The 15,495-nt window shown below is 71.2% G+C and carries 18 protein-coding genes and 1 pseudogene; 9 read left to right on the top strand and 10 right to left on the bottom strand.

What is annotated here, in order from left to right; genetic code table 11:
• Window positions 1-25 precede the first annotated feature (25 nt).
• On the bottom strand, window positions 26-688 hold the full coding sequence (locus tag ACWDEW_RS24285) for a nitroreductase family protein (protein ID WP_450515021.1): 663 nt from the start codon (window positions 686-688) through the stop codon (window positions 26-28).
• Window positions 689-812: 124 nt separating this feature from the next.
• Here ACWDEW_RS24285 and ACWDEW_RS24280 point away from each other — a divergent pair, with 124 nt between their 5' ends.
• Window positions 813-1,316: a MarR family winged helix-turn-helix transcriptional regulator gene (locus tag ACWDEW_RS24280; protein WP_450515020.1), complete on the top strand. Its 504-nt coding sequence runs from the start codon at window positions 813-815 to the stop codon at window positions 1,314-1,316.
• Between the two features lie 21 nt (window positions 1,317-1,337).
• Here the strand turns inward: ACWDEW_RS24280 and ACWDEW_RS24275 are convergent, their stop codons facing one another.
• Entirely contained in the window at window positions 1,338-2,753 is a 1,416-nt protein-coding gene (locus tag ACWDEW_RS24275; RefSeq protein WP_450515019.1) for a M1 family metallopeptidase, read from the bottom strand.
• Between the two features lie 94 nt (window positions 2,754-2,847).
• On the opposite strand from ACWDEW_RS24275, the gene ACWDEW_RS24270 reads away from it, so the two are divergent.
• Together ACWDEW_RS24270 and ACWDEW_RS24265 are read left to right on the top strand one after the other, a co-directional pair.
• The gene (locus ACWDEW_RS24270; RefSeq protein WP_450515018.1) at window positions 2,848-3,252 is read left to right on the top strand and encodes a hypothetical protein; all 405 of its coding nucleotides are present in this window, start codon (window positions 2,848-2,850) and stop codon (window positions 3,250-3,252) included.
• A 60-nt stretch (window positions 3,253-3,312) separates the two neighbouring features.
• Window positions 3,313-3,813 (top strand): hypothetical protein, encoded by a 501-nt coding sequence (locus tag ACWDEW_RS24265; protein WP_450515017.1) that lies wholly within the window; start codon window positions 3,313-3,315, stop codon window positions 3,811-3,813.
• Between the two features lie 29 nt (window positions 3,814-3,842).
• On the opposite strand, the gene ACWDEW_RS24260 is transcribed toward ACWDEW_RS24265, so the two are convergent.
• Window positions 3,843-4,523 (bottom strand): pentapeptide repeat-containing protein, encoded by a 681-nt coding sequence (locus tag ACWDEW_RS24260; RefSeq protein ID WP_450515016.1) that lies wholly within the window; start codon window positions 4,521-4,523, stop codon window positions 3,843-3,845.
• An 83-nt stretch (window positions 4,524-4,606) separates the two neighbouring features.
• On the opposite strand from ACWDEW_RS24260, the gene ACWDEW_RS24255 reads away from it, so the two are divergent.
• On the top strand, window positions 4,607-5,545 hold the full coding sequence (locus tag ACWDEW_RS24255; protein ID WP_450515015.1) for an alcohol dehydrogenase catalytic domain-containing protein: 939 nt from the start codon (window positions 4,607-4,609) through the stop codon (window positions 5,543-5,545).
• A 24-nt stretch (window positions 5,546-5,569) separates the two neighbouring features.
• On the opposite strand, the pseudogene ACWDEW_RS24250 reads toward ACWDEW_RS24255, so the two are convergent.
• Both ACWDEW_RS24250 and ACWDEW_RS24245 read right to left on the bottom strand, forming a co-directional pair.
• A pseudogene (locus ACWDEW_RS24250) lies at window positions 5,570-6,757 on the bottom strand (NAD(P)/FAD-dependent oxidoreductase); the annotation flags it as partial.
• Between the two features lie 9 nt (window positions 6,758-6,766).
• Entirely contained in the window at window positions 6,767-7,420 is a 654-nt protein-coding gene (locus ACWDEW_RS24245) for a rhomboid-like protein (protein ID WP_450515074.1), read from the bottom strand.
• A 457-nt stretch (window positions 7,421-7,877) separates the two neighbouring features.
• Here ACWDEW_RS24245 and ACWDEW_RS24240 point away from each other — a divergent pair, with 457 nt between their 5' ends.
• The 3 genes from ACWDEW_RS24240 to ACWDEW_RS24230 all read left to right on the top strand — a co-directional run bounded on the left by ACWDEW_RS24240 (window position 7,878) and on the right by ACWDEW_RS24230 (window position 10,680).
• A complete protein-coding gene (locus ACWDEW_RS24240; protein ID WP_450515014.1) occupies window positions 7,878-9,128 on the top strand; it encodes an MFS transporter in 1,251 nt (416 codons plus the stop codon).
• Window positions 9,125-9,601 carry a GNAT family N-acetyltransferase gene (locus ACWDEW_RS24235; protein WP_359606707.1) on the top strand — a complete coding sequence of 159 codons (477 nt, stop codon included), beginning with the start codon at window positions 9,125-9,127 and terminating at the stop codon, window positions 9,599-9,601. The genes ACWDEW_RS24240 and ACWDEW_RS24235 overlap by 4 nt, the downstream gene beginning before the upstream one ends.
• A gap of 116 nt (window positions 9,602-9,717) precedes the next feature.
• Window positions 9,718-10,680 (top strand): DUF4037 domain-containing protein, encoded by a 963-nt coding sequence (locus tag ACWDEW_RS24230; protein ID WP_450515013.1) that lies wholly within the window; start codon window positions 9,718-9,720, stop codon window positions 10,678-10,680.
• A gap of 25 nt (window positions 10,681-10,705) precedes the next feature.
• Here the strand turns inward: ACWDEW_RS24230 and ACWDEW_RS24225 are convergent, their stop codons facing one another.
• The 3 genes from ACWDEW_RS24225 to ACWDEW_RS24215 form a co-directional block, all read right to left on the bottom strand.
• The gene (locus tag ACWDEW_RS24225) at window positions 10,706-11,209 is read right to left on the bottom strand and encodes an MmyB family transcriptional regulator (protein WP_450515012.1); all 504 of its coding nucleotides are present in this window, start codon (window positions 11,207-11,209) and stop codon (window positions 10,706-10,708) included.
• Window positions 11,193-11,591, bottom strand: a complete 399-nt coding sequence (locus tag ACWDEW_RS24220) for a helix-turn-helix domain-containing protein (protein WP_450515011.1) — start codon at window positions 11,589-11,591, stop codon at window positions 11,193-11,195. Before ACWDEW_RS24220 ends, ACWDEW_RS24225 begins: the two co-directional genes overlap by 17 nt.
• Window positions 11,592-11,696: 105 nt before the next feature.
• Entirely contained in the window at window positions 11,697-12,317 is a 621-nt protein-coding gene (locus ACWDEW_RS24215; RefSeq protein WP_450515010.1) for a DUF5994 family protein, read from the bottom strand.
• Window positions 12,318-12,490: 173 nt separating this feature from the next.
• Here ACWDEW_RS24215 and ACWDEW_RS24210 point away from each other — a divergent pair, with 173 nt between their 5' ends.
• Together ACWDEW_RS24210 and ACWDEW_RS24205 are read left to right on the top strand one after the other, a co-directional pair.
• Complete coding sequence (locus ACWDEW_RS24210) at window positions 12,491-13,492, top strand: acyl-CoA desaturase (RefSeq protein ID WP_450515009.1); 1,002 nt, start codon at window positions 12,491-12,493, stop codon at window positions 13,490-13,492.
• A 42-nt stretch (window positions 13,493-13,534) separates the two neighbouring features.
• Window positions 13,535-13,948 carry a DUF5994 family protein gene (locus tag ACWDEW_RS24205; RefSeq protein ID WP_450515008.1) on the top strand — a complete coding sequence of 138 codons (414 nt, stop codon included), beginning with the start codon at window positions 13,535-13,537 and terminating at the stop codon, window positions 13,946-13,948.
• On the opposite strand, the gene ACWDEW_RS24200 is transcribed toward ACWDEW_RS24205, so the two are convergent.
• Both ACWDEW_RS24200 and ACWDEW_RS24195 read right to left on the bottom strand, forming a co-directional pair.
• Complete coding sequence (locus ACWDEW_RS24200; RefSeq protein ID WP_450515007.1) at window positions 13,924-14,691, bottom strand: GAF domain-containing protein; 768 nt, start codon at window positions 14,689-14,691, stop codon at window positions 13,924-13,926. The two genes, ACWDEW_RS24205 and ACWDEW_RS24200, sit on opposite strands and share 25 nt — an antisense overlap.
• Window positions 14,688-15,428 carry an ANTAR domain-containing protein gene (locus ACWDEW_RS24195; protein WP_450515006.1) on the bottom strand — a complete coding sequence of 247 codons (741 nt, stop codon included), beginning with the start codon at window positions 15,426-15,428 and terminating at the stop codon, window positions 14,688-14,690. Before ACWDEW_RS24195 ends, ACWDEW_RS24200 begins: the two co-directional genes overlap by 4 nt.
• Between the last annotated feature and the right edge of the window lie 67 nt (window positions 15,429-15,495).

The raw sequence follows: 15,495 nt of genomic DNA, 5'->3' as shown, positions 1-15,495 counted from the left end.
CCCACGTTCCCGGCACCCGCCGATGTCAGCGGCCGTACGTCTCGCTGAAGCAGGTCAGCGAACGGTCCCGGCGCCCCGGATGGCGGCGGGACTCGGCCGGGTGGCCGAGCGGGACGAGCAGGGCGATGTGCAGGTCGTCCCGGCCGTCGATGCCGACGGCCTTCTTGACCGCGTCCTCGTCCCAGCCGTTCATCGGGCTGGTGGCCAGGCCCGCGGCCTCGGCCGCGACCATGAGGAAGGACGCGGCGATCATGGCGTCCTTCACCGCGTACTCCCGCTCCAGACCGCGCTCGCGCAGGTCCTCGTGGAAGAGGCGCGCGTCCTCGGGCGAGGCGGCGGCGAACCGCTCGGACCACGCACCGCCCCGCCGCGCCGTCTCCCAGACATCACCGCGGTCCTCGCGCCAGGCACCGGACTCGGCGACGAACACCAGGGTCACCGGCGCCTCTTGAGGATGCGGCTGCCCGCCGGTGGCCTCGGCCAGGGCCTTGCGCCCCTCGTCGCTCGCCACCACGACGACGGACCTGGCCTGCAGGTTGAAGCTGGACGGAGCCTCCAGAGCCAGCTCGACCAGCTCGCGCAGCAGCGCGGCCGGCACCGGGTCCGGCCGGTAGTGGCGGATGCTGCGGCGGGACCGGATGACCCGGGACACAGTGGCGTGATCCGTCGCGAGCGACTCCACAGACATGAGACCAAGTCCTTCGACGTCGAACTATCTGACATCGAGAGGTTATGTCGTGGACTAGGGTGCGGTCAAACAGTTTGTTGTCGAATTAATGTGGCTGAAGCAACAGTGAACAGGAGGTGACCCCATGAGCGAGGCCGTCACCCGTGACGCCGTCGACGAGTTCATGGGCCAGTGGGCCGCCCAGCGCACTGACCTGGACCTCGACGCCATGGGCACCATCGGCCGCGTCCTGCGGCTTTCACGGCTGGTCAACACCCGACTGAAGGAGTACTTCGCCCAGTACGACATGGAGACCTGGGAGTTCGACGTCCTCGCCACCCTGCGCCGCAGCGACCGGCCGCTGACGGCGAAGGCGCTGGCCTCCAGCGTCATGATCGGCTCCGCCGCCCTCACCAACCGCGTCGACCGGCTCGTCGCCCACGGCCTCGTCACCCGCGACTCCGTCCCCGGCGACCGCCGCAGCCTGCACATCGCGCTCACCGACGCCGGGCGCGACCTCGTCGACCGCGTGGTGGAAGGCCACGTACAGAACCAGATCCAGATCCTCTCGGCCCTGGAGGGCACCGACCGCGACGAGTTGACCCGGATGCTGCGCACCCTGCTGATCTCCCTGGGGGACACCCGCTGAGCGACCTCGGCGAAGGCCGGTTCAGGCGTGCGCCGGCTTCCCGTCCCCGTACAACCAGTCCTTCCAGATCCCCCCGAAATCCTTCCCCGGCGCCATCCGCTCCACGTACGCCGTGAACTCCGCGGTGTCCGCGGTGCCGTGACGGTGGGCGGCTGCCCAGCCCTGCACGATGTCGTAGAACCGGGCGTCGCCGACCGTCCGGCGGATCTTGTGCAGCACCATCGCGCCCCGCTCGTAGACGGGACTGTCGGAGATGTGCGCGGCGGAACTGGGCCGGGCCGGCGGAAAGGCCCACACGGCGTCGCTCTCGGTCGGGTCGTCGAAGTACGTCCCGTCGTAGAGCGCGTCGAAGGTCTCCTGGGCGGTGTCGCCGCCGTGGTCCTCGTCCCAGAGCCACTCCGCGTACGTCGCGAAGCCCTCGTTGAGCCACATGTCCCGCCACGTCTTCGGGGTGACGGAGTCGCCGTACCACTGGTGGGCGAGTTCGTGGACGAGGGTGGCGGTGTCGGGGGCGCCGGGAAAGAAGGGCCGGTTCTGGGTCTCCAACGCGTAGCCCGCATCCCCCCGCCGGTCGACGATCGCACCGGTCGAGGAGAAGGGGTACGGGCCGAAGTTGTACTCCTCCCACTCCATGATCTCCGGGAGTCGGGCGAGAACCTTGCGGCTCGCGGCCGCTTCCTGCGGGTCGACCGCTACGTAGACGGGGAGGCCGTTGCTCGTGGTCGTGCGGGTGATGTCGTAGTGGCCGATGGCGACCGTGGCCAGGTACGTCGCCATGGGCTGGGCGGTGCGCCAGCGATACGTCGTCAGGCTGTTGTCGGTCGTCTCCGCCCTCAACTCCCCGTTGGAGACGGCCTGTAGCCCCTTGGGCACGGTGATCGCGATGTCGTACGTCGCCTTGTCGGAGGGATGGTCGTTGCCGGGGAACCACGCCATCGAGCCGACCGGTTCACCCAGCGCCAGCGCACCGTCCGCGGTGCGCAGCCAGCCCTCCTTCGAACCGTCCGGGTCGGTGAGCGTCTCCGGGGCGCCGGAATAACGGACGGTCGTCTCGAACGTCCCGCCCTTGGGGAGGGCGGAGGACGGGCGGACCGTCAGTTCCTGACCTCTGCGGCTCCAGCTGGCCTTCCTTCCCCCCACCGTCAGCGACTCGACCGTCATGCCCTTGAAGTCCAGGTGAAAGGAGGAGAGTTCGGCGGTGGCCCTCGCCGTGATCGTCGCCGTACCGGTCAGCTCAGGCGCGTCGGGAGCGTACGCGAGGGTCAGGTCGTAGTGGGTCACGTCGTAGCCGCCGTTGCCCGCCTTCGGGAAGTACGGGTCGCGCAGGCCCGCGCCGCCGGCGGTGCCCGGCACGCCGCCCGTTCCGCCGCACGCCGTCAGGACGAGGGCCAGCGCGCAGGCGGTGACGGTGGGGGCGAGGGGCGCGAATCGGGACACGTCCGGGATCCTATGAGCCCGCCGGTTCCCGGAAGCCGGCGCCGGACGGAAAACCCGTACGGGCCGGAGGCCGTCGCCTGCCATTCTGCTTGCCATGTCCGCACGGAATCGAAGACTGCCCGGGCACCGCGCCTGGCCGCTGACCACCACCGACATCAACGAGTGCCTCGGCCCCCACACGGCCGATGTCACGGAGCTCCGATTCCTCACGGGCCACGACGGCGGAAACATCCTCCTGGGAGCGGCATGGGTAGCTCCCCACCCCCACACCTACGGCCGCACCATCCACCCGGACTCGGTCGGCTTCCGCATAGACGTCCACCCGGTGGACGCCCCCGACCGGGCCGCCACCCGCGCCGTCCTGCGGGCGCAGGCCCTCCCCCTGCTCCGCGCCTGGATCGCGCAGTCGACGGACGCCGACGAGACCTGGCGCCTGACACCGCACCAGCGCCACTGGCGACTCACCGACGGCAGGCTGACCCAGCACGACGAAGCGTGAACCGCGACCGGACACCAGGTGGCACCGGGAGCGCCCGCCCCGCATGACACCATCACCTACGTGCTCGACATCGGCTACGCCCTCTCCAACCGCTTCCCCGACCCCCCGCAGACCGACTACCGGCGCGCCGACGTCCACGCGCTGCGGCACGACCTGTTCTGCGGTGACGTGTATCTCGCCGACACCAAGGCGGACCGGGAGGTGGCCACGGCCTGGGGCTGGGTGCCGGTGCTCGACTTCGCGTGGGCGCTGTGCGACATCGTGGAGCGGATCGACCAGGACCCGGCGGGTTCGCGGGCGTCACGCCCGCAGCGGGCGGAGCTGGACTTCACCGAGTCCACGGACCGGATGCTCTTCGAGCGCCGCTTCGGCTGGGTGGACGTGGAGGCGGACTGGATGCGCCGCGACGAGGAACCGCTGACCTTCTCGCACACCGAACTCCGCCGCGAGGCACGGGACTTCCTGCACGATCTGATCGCCGATCTGGTCGACATGCATGATGACCTCGGCGAGAACCCGGCGATCTGGACGCTGCAGGCGAGGTTCCCCCGCGTGCAGTGAGTATCCGGGGCCTGCTCCCCGACGCCCCCTCACCCCTCCACCCGGATCCCCATCTGCACCGCCAACACCGGTGCCAGATCCAGCAGTTGGCCCATGCTGATCACGGCCCCCGACAGCCGGTCGATGCCCCGCGTGATCTCCAGCTCGGCCGCCCCGCGCAGATCCACGTCCGTGAACGTCACCCCCGTGAAGTCCACCCCCTTCAACACGCAGTCCACGAACTCGACCCGCTCCAGCCGGGCATCGAGGAAGTCCGGCTCCACGAGCACACAGCCTTCGAAGACCACATCCCGGAGCCGCGCCTTGCGCAGATTCAGGTAGTCGATCTTCCCGCCCCGAATCACCACCCGCTCCAGCACGGCACCGTGCAACTGCACACCCCCCATCCTGGCGTCGACCACCTCGACATCGCGCAGGGTCGACTCCGCGAGATCGGTACCGACACCCCGTATGCCGGTCAGGACCGAGTCGAGTACCCGCGCATGATGCAGCCGCGTCTCGTCCAGCGCGCAGCCCGTCAGCGCGCAGTCCATGAACCGGGCGCCCCCGCCGTCCTGCCCCGCGAAGTCCTCGTCCCTGATCTCCAGCCCGTCGTAGTCCCCGTCCGGCTCCAACTCCCCACCGCCGTAAGCCTCCAGCGCCGGCAACCGCACCTCCGGCCGCCGCGCCCCCTTCACTCCACCCGTCCCGCCAGCCGCTCTCCTAGCCATGCCCCCATCCTGCACCCCACCACTGACAACGAGGCCGTCGGACACTTGACCTCAAGCATGCTTGAGGTTGAAAAGTGGCCCCCATGCATGCCATACGACTCCACACCTTCGGCCCGGCCGACAACCTCGCCTACGAATCCGTCGACGCCCCCTCCCCCGCCCCCGGCCAGGTCCGTATCGCGGTGGCCGCGGCCGGGGTCCACCTCCTGGACACCGTCCTGCGCAGAGGCGAACAGGGCCCGCTGCCCGAGCTCCCCGCCCTCCCGACCGTCCCGGGCCGCGAGGTGGCCGGTGTCGTCGAGTCGCTCGGCGCGGAGGTCGCCGGACTGTGGCTCGGGAGGCGGGTGGTGGCCCACCTCGGGTTCGCGCCGGGCGGCTACGCCGAGTCGGCCGTGGTCGATGTCGACCGGGTGCACGAGATCCCGGCGAACCTGGACTTCGCCCAGGCCGTCGCGATGATCGGAACGGGCCGTACGGCGATGGGAATCGTGCAGTTCACCGAGCTGGGCACGGACTCCGTGGTCATCGTCCCGGCCGCCGCCGGAGGACTGGGCACGCTTCTCGTCCAGTACGCCAAACATGCCGGGGCCACCGTGATCGGCCTCGCGGGCGGCCCGAAGAAGACGGCCCTGGTGGGCCGTAGCCGTCATGCTCCTGGCAGGCCTGGTCGCGGGCCTGATGGTGACCGCACGGGCACCGAAGCAGAACACACCGGCCCGGGCACCGCTGAACGAGTCGGAGCCGGTGAACTGATCAGCCGCGTACGGCACCGACCCACGACGCACCGCAGGCGAACGACCCCGCACCCGCACTCGTCAGTGGCGCCCGGCCACCCGATCGGCGATCCGCGCCAACCGGGACGACTCCGCGCCGTGCCCACCGAGTTCACGCCGGTCCGCCGCACGATAGGTCGCGTACATCCCCTGCACCCCCAGCCAACGGAACGGCTCGGGCTCCCACTTGCGCACCTTGTGGCCGACCCACGGAAGGCCGGTGAGATCGGTGGCGCCACCCTGGCCTGAATCCAGCCGAACCAGATCCCGCAACGTCCGCGCCGCGAGGTTGGTCGTAGCAACCCCCGAGCCGACGTAACCCCCCGCCCACCCCAGCCCCGTCGAACGGTCCAGGGTCACCGTCGCGCACCAGTCGCGCGGCACCCCGAGCACCCCCGACCAGGCATGCTCGATCCGCAGCCCGGCGAGCGACGGAAAGAACCGCACAAGGATCTCCCGCAACGCGTCGACAGTCGCAGCCTGCGTCCGCCCGTCGTTGTCGGTCTTGGACCCGAACCGATAAGGCACCCCGCGCCCGCCCAACGCGATCCGCCCGTCGGCGGTCCGCTGCGCGTACATGTACGCGTGGGCCATATCGCCCAGCGTCTCCAGCCCAGCCCACCCCACCGAAGCCCACTGCTCTTCGCTGAGCGGCTCGGTGGCGATCATCGAGGAGTTCATCGGCAGCCAGGTCCGCCGCTGCCCCTTGAGACTCGCGGTGAACCCCTCCGTACACCGCAGAACATAGGGCGCACGCACACTGCCGTACGGAGTGACAGCGCACCGGGGCCGGATCTCGGTCACCGGCGTCGACTCATGGATGACAACGCCCAGGGCCTCGGCGGCCCGCGCCAGCCCCTTCACCAGTTTCACCGGATGCAGCCGGGCCCCGTGCGGCGTCCACGTGGACCCGACCGCGTCCGCGACGCGAATCCGCTCGGCGGTCTCGCCGGCGCCGTACAACTCCCGGTCCTTCTCGCCGTACGACAGCTCATGTTCGTGAAACGCCTTCAGCCGCGCCAACTGCGCAGGCGTACAAGCGACTTCGAGCACGCCACCCCGATGGATGTCGGCCTGAATCCGCTCCGCCTCCGCGACCTTCACGACCTCGGCAACGGTGTCGTTCATGGCCTTCTGCAACCGTACGGCGGCTTCGGGCCCGTGGAGTCTCGCGTACCGGTCCCGCCCGGCGATCCCGTTGTACAGCCACCCACCGTTGCGCCCCGAGGCGCCGTAACCGCAGAACTTCTGCTCCAGGACCGTGACTCGAAGAGAGGGATCGGCCTGCTTCAAGTAGTAGGCGGTCCACAGCCCCGTGTACCCGCCACCCACGATGACGACGTCGGCGGAGGCGTCACCACCGAGAGGCTCCCGCCGCACGGGAAGCCCGTCGTCCGCGTACCAGAAGGAAACGCCGCCGTTCACGACACCACTGACCGAACCGCTTGCCGAGCTGCTCATATCCGGACGCTAACCCCTGAAGGCGGCCACTGTCTCCTTCGGATTCCATGCTTTTCCGCACCCCCTGACCAGCGGATAACACGCCAGGCCGATCGCCATGGAAGTGAAATGCCCGAGATCGGTGAACGTCCGATGAGTAGCCAAGGGCACCCCGTAAACGGCCACCACAACCACCAGGTACACATACCGCCAAGGCACAGCGATCCGATACACCAGCACCCCGACCACCCCCGCCAGCGCGTAACTCACCCCGATATCAAGGGTGTCGACGGAGGACTGCGGCGCCATGCCGTTCTTCACGGCCCACAACAACGCCCCCTCGCTGATCAGCGAGGCAAGCACATGCGCGGCCACACACACCATCAGCCACCGCGCCGTCCCCAGCCACCGCTCCGCCTGCGCGTGGAACACCGTGTACAGCACGGCGTACGGCAGCCAGCGCCCCCCGTCGATCCACATCGCGCTCGCGAACAGCACCCGCACCGGGTTGTTCGACAACTCGTGGATGTTGGTGGACCGCTGCCGCAGGAACTCCTGCTCGAACTCCGGCGACATGTGATGCATGGCGACCGTGGTGACAAACAGAATCCCCAGCCAGACATACGTGCCGGGAGCACTGCGGACGTACGTCCACACCCTGTGGAGGCCCCGGGTAATTCGCATGAGCCGATTCACGCACGCAAGTGTCACCCAAGGCGTGATCGACATTCCGGCCGGACCTGGTGCCTGTCCGACGGATCCTGTCGCAGACGCGGGGTCCGGCACGACGGTTTCCGCACCACCGGAACCGCACCGACGCCTCGGTGAGGCCGCCGCGACCATGCTGGAACGGACCGCCGCCGGCCTCCGCCGGCCTCCGCCGCGCGCACGGGCCCGGACGCCGGGCCGGGTACCGCAGAACACACTGTGGTCGATCGAGTCCGGCCGACAACAGGCGCCGCACCACCTGGAGATCGGCCGCCACCGGCGCGTCCGACCGACCGCCGTTCGATACAACCCCCGGTTGTGGCGGTGCGGCGGGTCGGTTGTTTGACCAGTGGTGGCGGCACTCGCTTGGATCCATGAGGTCGACGAGGGGTTGTTCGGCGGACTTCGGCAGACTTCGGCAGAGGGAGTGCGGGTGGCCAGGCGTGCGCTGGGCCGGCAGTTCGGTTGGCTGTGGGCGGCGTTCGCGGTCAGTTCGTACGGCACCGGCCTCGGCTTCGGCGCCTTCTCCGTGCTGGCGATCGTCGTACTGCACTCCGGCCCGACCCAGGTGGCGGTGCTGGCCGCCTCGGGCCGGGCGGTGGGTTCGCTGATCGCGGTGCCGCTCGGCCCCTGGGTGGAGTTCCGCCGCAAACGGCCGGTGATGATCGCGATGGACCTGAGCCGTTTCGCGGCCCTGCTGAGCATCCCGGTCGCCTACGCGCTCGGCGGGCTGACCTTCGCCCAGCTCCTCCTGGTCTCCGTCACCGTCGCCGCCGCGAACATCGCGTTCAACGCGGCGAGCGGCGCGTACCTGAAATCCCTCGTCCCGCCCGAGGACCTGCTCGTGGCGAACGCCCGCTTCGAGTCCACGACCTGGACCTCCACCATGCTCGGGCCTCCGCTCGGCGGAGCCGCGATGGGGCTGTTCGGTCCGGTGACGACCGTGGTGGCCGACGCCGTGAGCTATCTGCTCTCGGCCCTCGGCATCCGAGCCATCGGCGGAACAGAACCACTCCCGGAGCGAACCGGCGCCCAACGACTCCGAGCAGCCGACCTGCTCGACGGCTGGCGCTACATCCTCGCCCACCCCACCCTCCGCCCCCTGCTCCTCAACGCGATGACGGTCAACGGCCTGATCATGGCGTCCGAGCCGCTGCTCGCCGTACTCATGCTGGGCCGTCTCGGATTCGCGCCCTGGCAGTTCGCGCTCGCGCTCGCGGCCTCCTCCGGCGCCGGCGGCTTCGTCGGCTCACGCCTCGCGCGCCCGCTCGCGGCCCGGTTCGGCGAGCGAAGGGTGCTGCTGACCTCCGGGGCGCTGCGCGCGTGCTGGCCGCTCGGACTGGCGTTCGTCGGCCCCGGTGTCCCCGGCATGCTCCTCGTCGCCGCCCTCCAACTCGCCATGGTGACCTGCATCGGTGTCTTCAACCCGCTCCTCGCCACCACCCGCCTCACCCAGACCGCCCCCGACCGCGTGGCCCGCACGCTCACCGCGTGGTCGGTCAGTACCAGCGCGGCGATCGCGCTGACGACGGCCGCGTGGGGATGGGTGGCCGCGGCCACGACCCCCCGCACAGCGATCGCGCTGGCCGGAGTCCTCCTCCTGGCCAGCCCGCTCCTCCTCCCCCGCCGCGAGCCCGCCGAGCGGGACCCGGACCCGAGCCCGTCTTCTACTCTCTCCGCATGATCCGCACCGCGAACCCCACCGACATCCCCGTCATCCACGCCCTGATCCGCGAACTCGCCGCCTATGAGAAGGAACCCCAGGAGGCAAGGGCCACCCCGGAACAGCTCCACGAGGCGCTCTTCGGCGAACACCCCGGCGCCTACGCCCACATCGCAACCGACGACACCACCGGCGAACCGGTCGGCTTCGCGCTGTGGTTCCTCAACTTCTCGACCTGGCGCGGAGTCCACGGCATCTACCTGGAGGACCTCTACGTCCGCCCCACCGCCCGCGGCACCGGCCACGGCAAGGCCCTCCTCACCGAACTCGCCCGCATCTGCGCGGCCCGCGGCTACGAACGCCTGGAGTGGTCCGTCCTCAACTGGAACACCCCGTCGATCGCCTTCTACGAGTCGCTGGGCGCCCGCCCCCAGGACGAGTGGACGGTGTACCGGCTGACGGACGACGCACTGAGCGCACTGGCCGGGAACTGAACACACCGGCCGCAAGCCGAACGCACCGGCCGGAAGCCGAAGGGGGACCGGCGGCGCAAATTCGCGCACACGATCATGTCCGGACTGGGCAGGGTCCCCGCATGAGCTTCACGAATATGCCAACTTTCTTACCGGGCCTCGAACTCTCCCGCCGTTTCTACACAGAAACCGTCCGCCCCCTCCTCGAAGAGGCCGCCCCCGGCCTCCCCCACTCCGCCGCCCGCATCGGCGGCGGCTCCGAGGTCCTCGGCTACGACACCCCCCGCTCCCGGGACCACACCTGGGCCCCGCGCCTCCAACTCTTCCTCCGCACCCGGGACTTGCCCCGGCACGCGGGCCGCATCAGACACCACCTCGCCGAACACCTCCCGAGAACCTTCCACGGCCACCCCACCCACCAGTGCGTCGAAGTCACCCACACCGCGGCCTGGTTCACCGACACCCTCGGCTTCGACCCGACCGACGGCATAACGCCCGCCAACTGGCTGGCCACCCCCACCCACCTCCTCACGGAGGTCACGGCGGGCGCGGTGTTCCACGACGGCCTCCACCAACTCGGCCCCCTGCGCCACGACTTGCGTTGGTACCCCCACGACGTCTGGCTGCACGTCCTGGCCCGCGAGTGGCGGCACATCACCGAACGCGAGGCCTTCGTCGGCCGCTGCGGCGAGGTGGGCGACGAGTTGGGCTCCGCCGTGAACGCGGCCCACCTGACCCGCCACCTGATGCGCCTGTGCCTCCTCATGGACCGCCGCTACCCGCCGTACGACAAATGGCTGGGCACCGCCTTCGCCCGCACGACGGCCGGCCACCGCCTCACCCCGGTCCTCACCGCCGCCCTGACCGCCGCCGACTGGCAGACCCGCGAGAAACACCTCGCCTACGCCTACGAAGCCGTGGCAGGCATCCACAACCAACTGAACCTGACCGACCGCGTCGACCCGACCACCCGCCCGCACCCCTCCGGCCCGTTCCGCGTCCTCCCCGCCGACCGCTTCACCACCGCCCTGCTGGCCCGCGTCACCGACCCGACATTGAGAGAGCCACCCGACCACAGGCACCCCGGCCGGCGCGGCTGATCACCGGGAGGAGCAGAAGGCCCGGTCAGCGGCGCCGGTGAGGACCGGGGTGAGGCGGTGGCCGGCCGAGCAGGGAGAGCGCCGCCGCGGACGCGGTGTCGGCGCCCGCCGTGGCCACGACGATGTGCTGCCCGTCCTCCTGAGGGACGGGCAGGGACTGCAGGTTGAGCTCCATGCGGCCGACGACCGGATGGTGCATGCGGTACGTCGCGAGGGCCCGCTTCCTGACCCCGTGCTCGGCCCACATTGTGGAGAACTCCGGGCTGTTCATGGTCAGTTCGCCGATGAGCGAGGCCGGCCGGGGATCGTCGGGGTGCTGACCGGCGGCGAGCCGGAGCTTGCCGACGACGTTCCTGGCCTTCTGCGGCCAGTCCACGAACAGGTCCCGGGTGTGCGCGTCCAGGAAAACCAGCCGCGCCATGTTCGGCCGCAGATCGGGCTGTTGGGGGATCCGCGCGTCCAAGTGCCCGGCGAACAGGGCCTGTCCGGTGCGGTTCCAGGCCAGTACGTCGCTACGGCGGCCGAGCACGAGCGCGGGTGCGTCGCCGAGGGCGTCGAGGAGCTGCCGGATGGCGTCGCCGACCCGTTCCGACCCGCTCCGGCGCGGGCCTGCGCCGGCCGGGGACACGACGTGCCGCGCCGGCCAGGTCGTGCAGATGGGCGCGCTCCACCTCGTCGAGACCGAGGGCGCGGGCCAGCGCGTCCAGGACCTTGGGCGACGCGTTGAGCGAACTCCCCTGCTCCAGCCGCGTGTAGGAGGACGGCCCCACCCCGGCGAGCCGCGCCAACTCGTCCCGGCGCAGCCCGGGCACCCGCCGGCGCTCCCCGAAATCCGGGATCCCCACATCGGCCGGCCGCAACTGGGGCCGCCGTGTCCTGCGGAACTCCCCCAGGCGCGGCTTCCTGTCCATGGCCCGAGTAGTCGGAGTATCGGGCAACGGGATGCCGGGCAGCCTGCCCTTGCCAGAGGCAGGCAACGCGACGTCTGCCCCGGCCCCGGCTCGGCTCAGCCGTACTCAGTCGTGGACGGGGAAGTCGTTCACGACGGTCGCGGCGGCGCCGCTGCGGCCCTCGTCCCGGCCCTCGTCCGCGGCGATGAGCGCGCTCGCGGTCAGCGGCGGGCCGTCGTGGGCGGACGCGGCGGCCATCAGCCGGGCCGCCGCCTCGGCCCCGGTCTCCGGCGGGATGATCAGCAGGTCCCGGCGGCCGTTGCCGTAGGAGAGCAGCAGGAGCTTGTGCGGGTCGAGCTCCGTGAACCAGCCGGCCTTGACGACGTGACCGTCGACGGGAACCTTGCGGGGGATGTCCGGCCAGTACGTCGGGTTGACGGCGACGCGGGTGATGCGGCCCCACAAGGGGTCCAACACGGCGGTCAGTGAGGGCAGTTCGCTCAGCAGGTCCCGGGAGCGGGGCCACCAGGCGCCGTCCAGGAGGCCGGGGGCGGCGCCGTCGCTCTTCAGGGCGAGCCGGGCGGCCGGAGCCGCGGCGGGCCGGGATCGCGGGAGGGTGGGTTGCACGGTCGCCAGCATGATGCGGACCCGTCTCCGGGCCGCCTCTGCGGCAGCACGGGGTTCGTCGCTCGCCGAGGACGACCCGGTGCGGAGGCCGGTGTGCGAAGTGCCCTCGGTACCGTCCACGGTACTCCGCGCCCCGGCCCGGTCCGTTCCGGAGCGTACGGGAGTACGGTGGAGCAACCGAGGGCTCTTGACGTGCCGGTGTCCGGTCCGGCGTCCTGTCCTCGCGTTCCCTTCCCAGGGGCAGCCCGTGACCCCGGCCGCGCCATCCGCACCGACGGCCGAGGAGTCCCGCCATGTCGATCCTTTCCACCCCGTCCACGACGGGCGTCCCGGCGGGCACCGCCCCACCGCCCCCGGCCTACGACGGCACCTCCCCGTTCCCGGAGGACGGCCCGCCGCCCGTGCGCGACGGCGCCGCGCGGATCTACGTGAGCATCACGGCGGCGATCGTCGTGCTGCCGTTCGTGGGGCTCGGCCTGGCCGGCTGGCTGCTGTGGGGGCGGCTCGTCCACCCCGTCGACATCGTGCTCGCGGTCGTCCTCTACACGATCACCGGTCTCGGCGTCACGGTCGGCTTCCACCGCGGGCTCACCCACGGCTCGTACCGGGCCGACCGGCCCCTGCGCATCGCGCTCGCGATCGCCGGGTCGATGAGCTTCCAGGGCGACGTCATCGGCTGGGTCGCCACCCACCGCCGCCACCACGCCTTCACCGACCGGCCCGGCGACCCGCACTCGCCGTACCGCTACGGCACCCATCTGTGGGGCCAGTTGCACGGGCTGCTGGACGCCCACGTCGGCTGGCTGTTCCGCAACGAGCAGACACCTCCGGAGCGTTACGCCCCCGACCTCCTCGCCGACCCCGACATCCGGGCCGTCTCCCGCGCCTTCCCGTGGCTGTGCCTGTTCACCCTCGCGCTGCCGTTCGGGCTCGGCTGGGCGATCGGCGGCAGCTGGCTGTACGGCGTAACGGGTCTGCTGTGGGCGGGACTTGTGCGCATCGCACTGCTCCACCACGTCACCTGGAGCGTCAACTCGCTGTGCCACATGATCGGTGAGCGTCCCTTCCGTACCCGCCGCCACGACCGCGCCACCAACCTGTGGCCGCTGGCCCTGCTCTCCTTCGGCGAGAGCTGGCACAACCTCCACCACGCCGACCCCACCAGCGCCCGCCACGGCGTCGACCGCCGCCAGATCGACCCGTCCGCCGCCGTCATCCGCCTCTTCGAACGCGCCGGCTGGGTCCACGACGTGCACTGGCCGACCCCGGACCGGATCACCGCCCGCCGCGCCTGACACCGAACAGCTCTTCCACGTACGGCAGTTGGCAGGAGCCTGATGACCACCGTGCTGCAGCCCCCGCCTCCCTCCCGTCCGGTCCTGCGCCTGCGCCTGGCCCCCCACGGGAACCTGCCGCGGGCCATCGACGGCGCGTGGTGGCCCCGTTCGTACGACCTGCCTGCCGAACTCCCGGCACTGCTGGCCGGGTTGCCGGCTCAGTGGGGCCGCATCACCAGTGCCACGGTCAACGGGGCGGTGTGGTCCGCCGTGCCCGGCCGGCTGCTCGTCGCCCAGCAGGTCGTACGGCTGCGCGGGACCCAGGGGGAAGCCGCCCCGCACACCGTCGTCCTGCTCGCACCCGGCCGGGGCCGCTGGGATCTGCTGGTCGTGCCGCCGGACACGACCGAGCAGGCGGCCGACGCGCTCATGGCGGCCGCCGTGGCCGGTCAGCCGCCCTGGGCGCCGGGCTGAGCCGTCGCGGGTACCGGGATGGCCCTGGTGTCGAAGTCGCCGGAGACGATCTGCGCGGCGAGGTCCGAGAGGCGCAGATGACGGGCGCGGGCGTAGCTGCGGAACGCGGCGAAGGCGTCGTCGACGGAGGTGTTCCAGCGCTCCGCCAGGAAGCCCTTGACCTGTTCGATCAGGATGCGGCTGGTCAGCGCGTTCTCCAGCTGGCTGTTCTCGACATGGGACTGCTCCAGGGTGCGCTGCTGCAGGATCGCGATGGTGGCCACGTCGGCCAGGGCCTGGGCGAGCGCGATGTCGTCGTCGCCGAGGCGGTGCGCGGTGGTCTGGAAGAGGTTGAGCGCGCCGACCACGCGGTTGCGCAGCCGCAGCGGGATGGCGTGCGTGGTCACGTATCCGGTCGCGCGGGCCTGCCGGGCGAAGCGCGGCCAGGCGGCGGTCGTCTCCGGCCGGGTCAGGTCGATGTTGGTGCGGGCGGCACCGGTGCGGTAGCACTCGACGCAGGGGCCCTGGTCGTGCTGGAGCGCGAAGAGTTCCAGCAGCCGGGTGTGCTCGTCCGAGGCGGCGATGGTCTGCAGTTCGCCGTGCGCGTCCACGAGCAGGATCCCGGCCGCCGACACGTCCAGCAGTTCCACGCAGCGCGCGGAGAGGCGGTGCAGCAGGTCGATGACGTCGAAGTCCTCGACCAGTGAGTCCGCGACCTCCACGAAGATCTCGGCCAGACGTCGTTCGCGGGCCATGGCAATCATCCCTTTCCACCGTCGGGCGAGTTCGGCCCGCTTACATCGTCGTCGAAGTCGTCGTTGAAGCGCAGCCTGCGGGCGACCACATCCGCCGCGATCTCGCCGAGCGGCCGCTCACTGCTGTACGCGTGGGCCCGCAGGCGCAGCAGGGCCTCCTGTATGGACACGTCCAGCTGGGCGCTGATCATCCCCGTGGCCTGGTGCACGACCGCGCGGCGCAGCACGGACGGAGGCTCCAGGGCCGCGCCGAGCCCCGGCCCCTCCCCGTCCCCGTCCCCGTCGTGTCGGTCACGCTTCAGGAGAGCGCCGGTCAGTACGGCGGTCAGTGCGGCGGCGTCGGTGTACTGCTGCCCGCTCAGCCGCCGTTCGCGGTCGCACAGGAGGGTCAGTACGCCGACCCGGATGGCCCCGATGCCCAGCGGGAAGCAGCACACGCCGTGCACGCCCAGGTCGCGCGCGGCCGGCAGCAGCGCGGGCCAGCGCTCGGCGCGCACCCGCGCCAGGTCCGGCTCCAGCACGGGTGAGCCGGCGCTGACGGCGTCCGGCCCCGGGCCCTCCCCCAGCGTGAACTGGAGCTCCTCGAACCGGGCGCTCAGGTCCGGGTGGTGCCACAGCGGCTCGGCCGTCCGCTCGGCACCGACCAGCAGCGACAGCGCGACGCCCGCGGCGCCCAGCGCCCGCGCACAGGCCGGGGCGGGGTCGCCGGCCTCCCCGAGGCGCAGCGATCGCAGGACCTCGGCCATGCCGTCACTGATCACCCGTCTCCGTCCCGCGCGGGCCGGGGTACTTCGGGGTGAGGTGTCACCCGGC

The sequence above is a fragment of the Streptomyces sp. NPDC001100 genome (genome assembly GCF_053598575.1).
Note: the sequence above shows the minus strand (reverse complement) of the source record. Positions and strands in the feature narration are given on the sequence as shown.

Coding starts and splice junctions, on each gene's coding strand:
- ACWDEW_RS24285 (WP_450515021.1), bottom strand. CDS start 688: ATGTCTGTGGAGTCGCTCGCGACGGATCACGCCACTGTGTCCCGGGTC.
- ACWDEW_RS24280 (WP_450515020.1), top strand. CDS start 813: ATGAGCGAGGCCGTCACCCGTGACGCCGTCGACGAGTTCATGGGCCAG.
- ACWDEW_RS24270 (WP_450515018.1), top strand. CDS start 2,848: ATGTCCGCACGGAATCGAAGACTGCCCGGGCACCGCGCCTGGCCGCTG.
- ACWDEW_RS24260 (WP_450515016.1), bottom strand. CDS start 4,523: ATGGCTAGGAGAGCGGCTGGCGGGACGGGTGGAGTGAAGGGGGCGCGG.
- ACWDEW_RS24255 (WP_450515015.1), top strand. CDS start 4,607: ATGCATGCCATACGACTCCACACCTTCGGCCCGGCCGACAACCTCGCC.
- ACWDEW_RS24245 (WP_450515074.1), bottom strand. CDS start 7,420: ATGCGAATTACCCGGGGCCTCCACAGGGTGTGGACGTACGTCCGCAGT.
- ACWDEW_RS24235 (WP_359606707.1), top strand. CDS start 9,125: ATGATCCGCACCGCGAACCCCACCGACATCCCCGTCATCCACGCCCTG.
- ACWDEW_RS24230 (WP_450515013.1), top strand. CDS start 9,718: ATGCCAACTTTCTTACCGGGCCTCGAACTCTCCCGCCGTTTCTACACA.
- ACWDEW_RS24220 (WP_450515011.1), bottom strand. CDS start 11,591: ATGGACAGGAAGCCGCGCCTGGGGGAGTTCCGCAGGACACGGCGGCCC.
- ACWDEW_RS24210 (WP_450515009.1), top strand. CDS start 12,491: ATGTCGATCCTTTCCACCCCGTCCACGACGGGCGTCCCGGCGGGCACC.
- ACWDEW_RS24205 (WP_450515008.1), top strand. CDS start 13,535: ATGACCACCGTGCTGCAGCCCCCGCCTCCCTCCCGTCCGGTCCTGCGC.
- ACWDEW_RS24200 (WP_450515007.1), bottom strand. CDS start 14,691: ATGATTGCCATGGCCCGCGAACGACGTCTGGCCGAGATCTTCGTGGAG.
- ACWDEW_RS24195 (WP_450515006.1), bottom strand. CDS start 15,428: ATGGCCGAGGTCCTGCGATCGCTGCGCCTCGGGGAGGCCGGCGACCCC.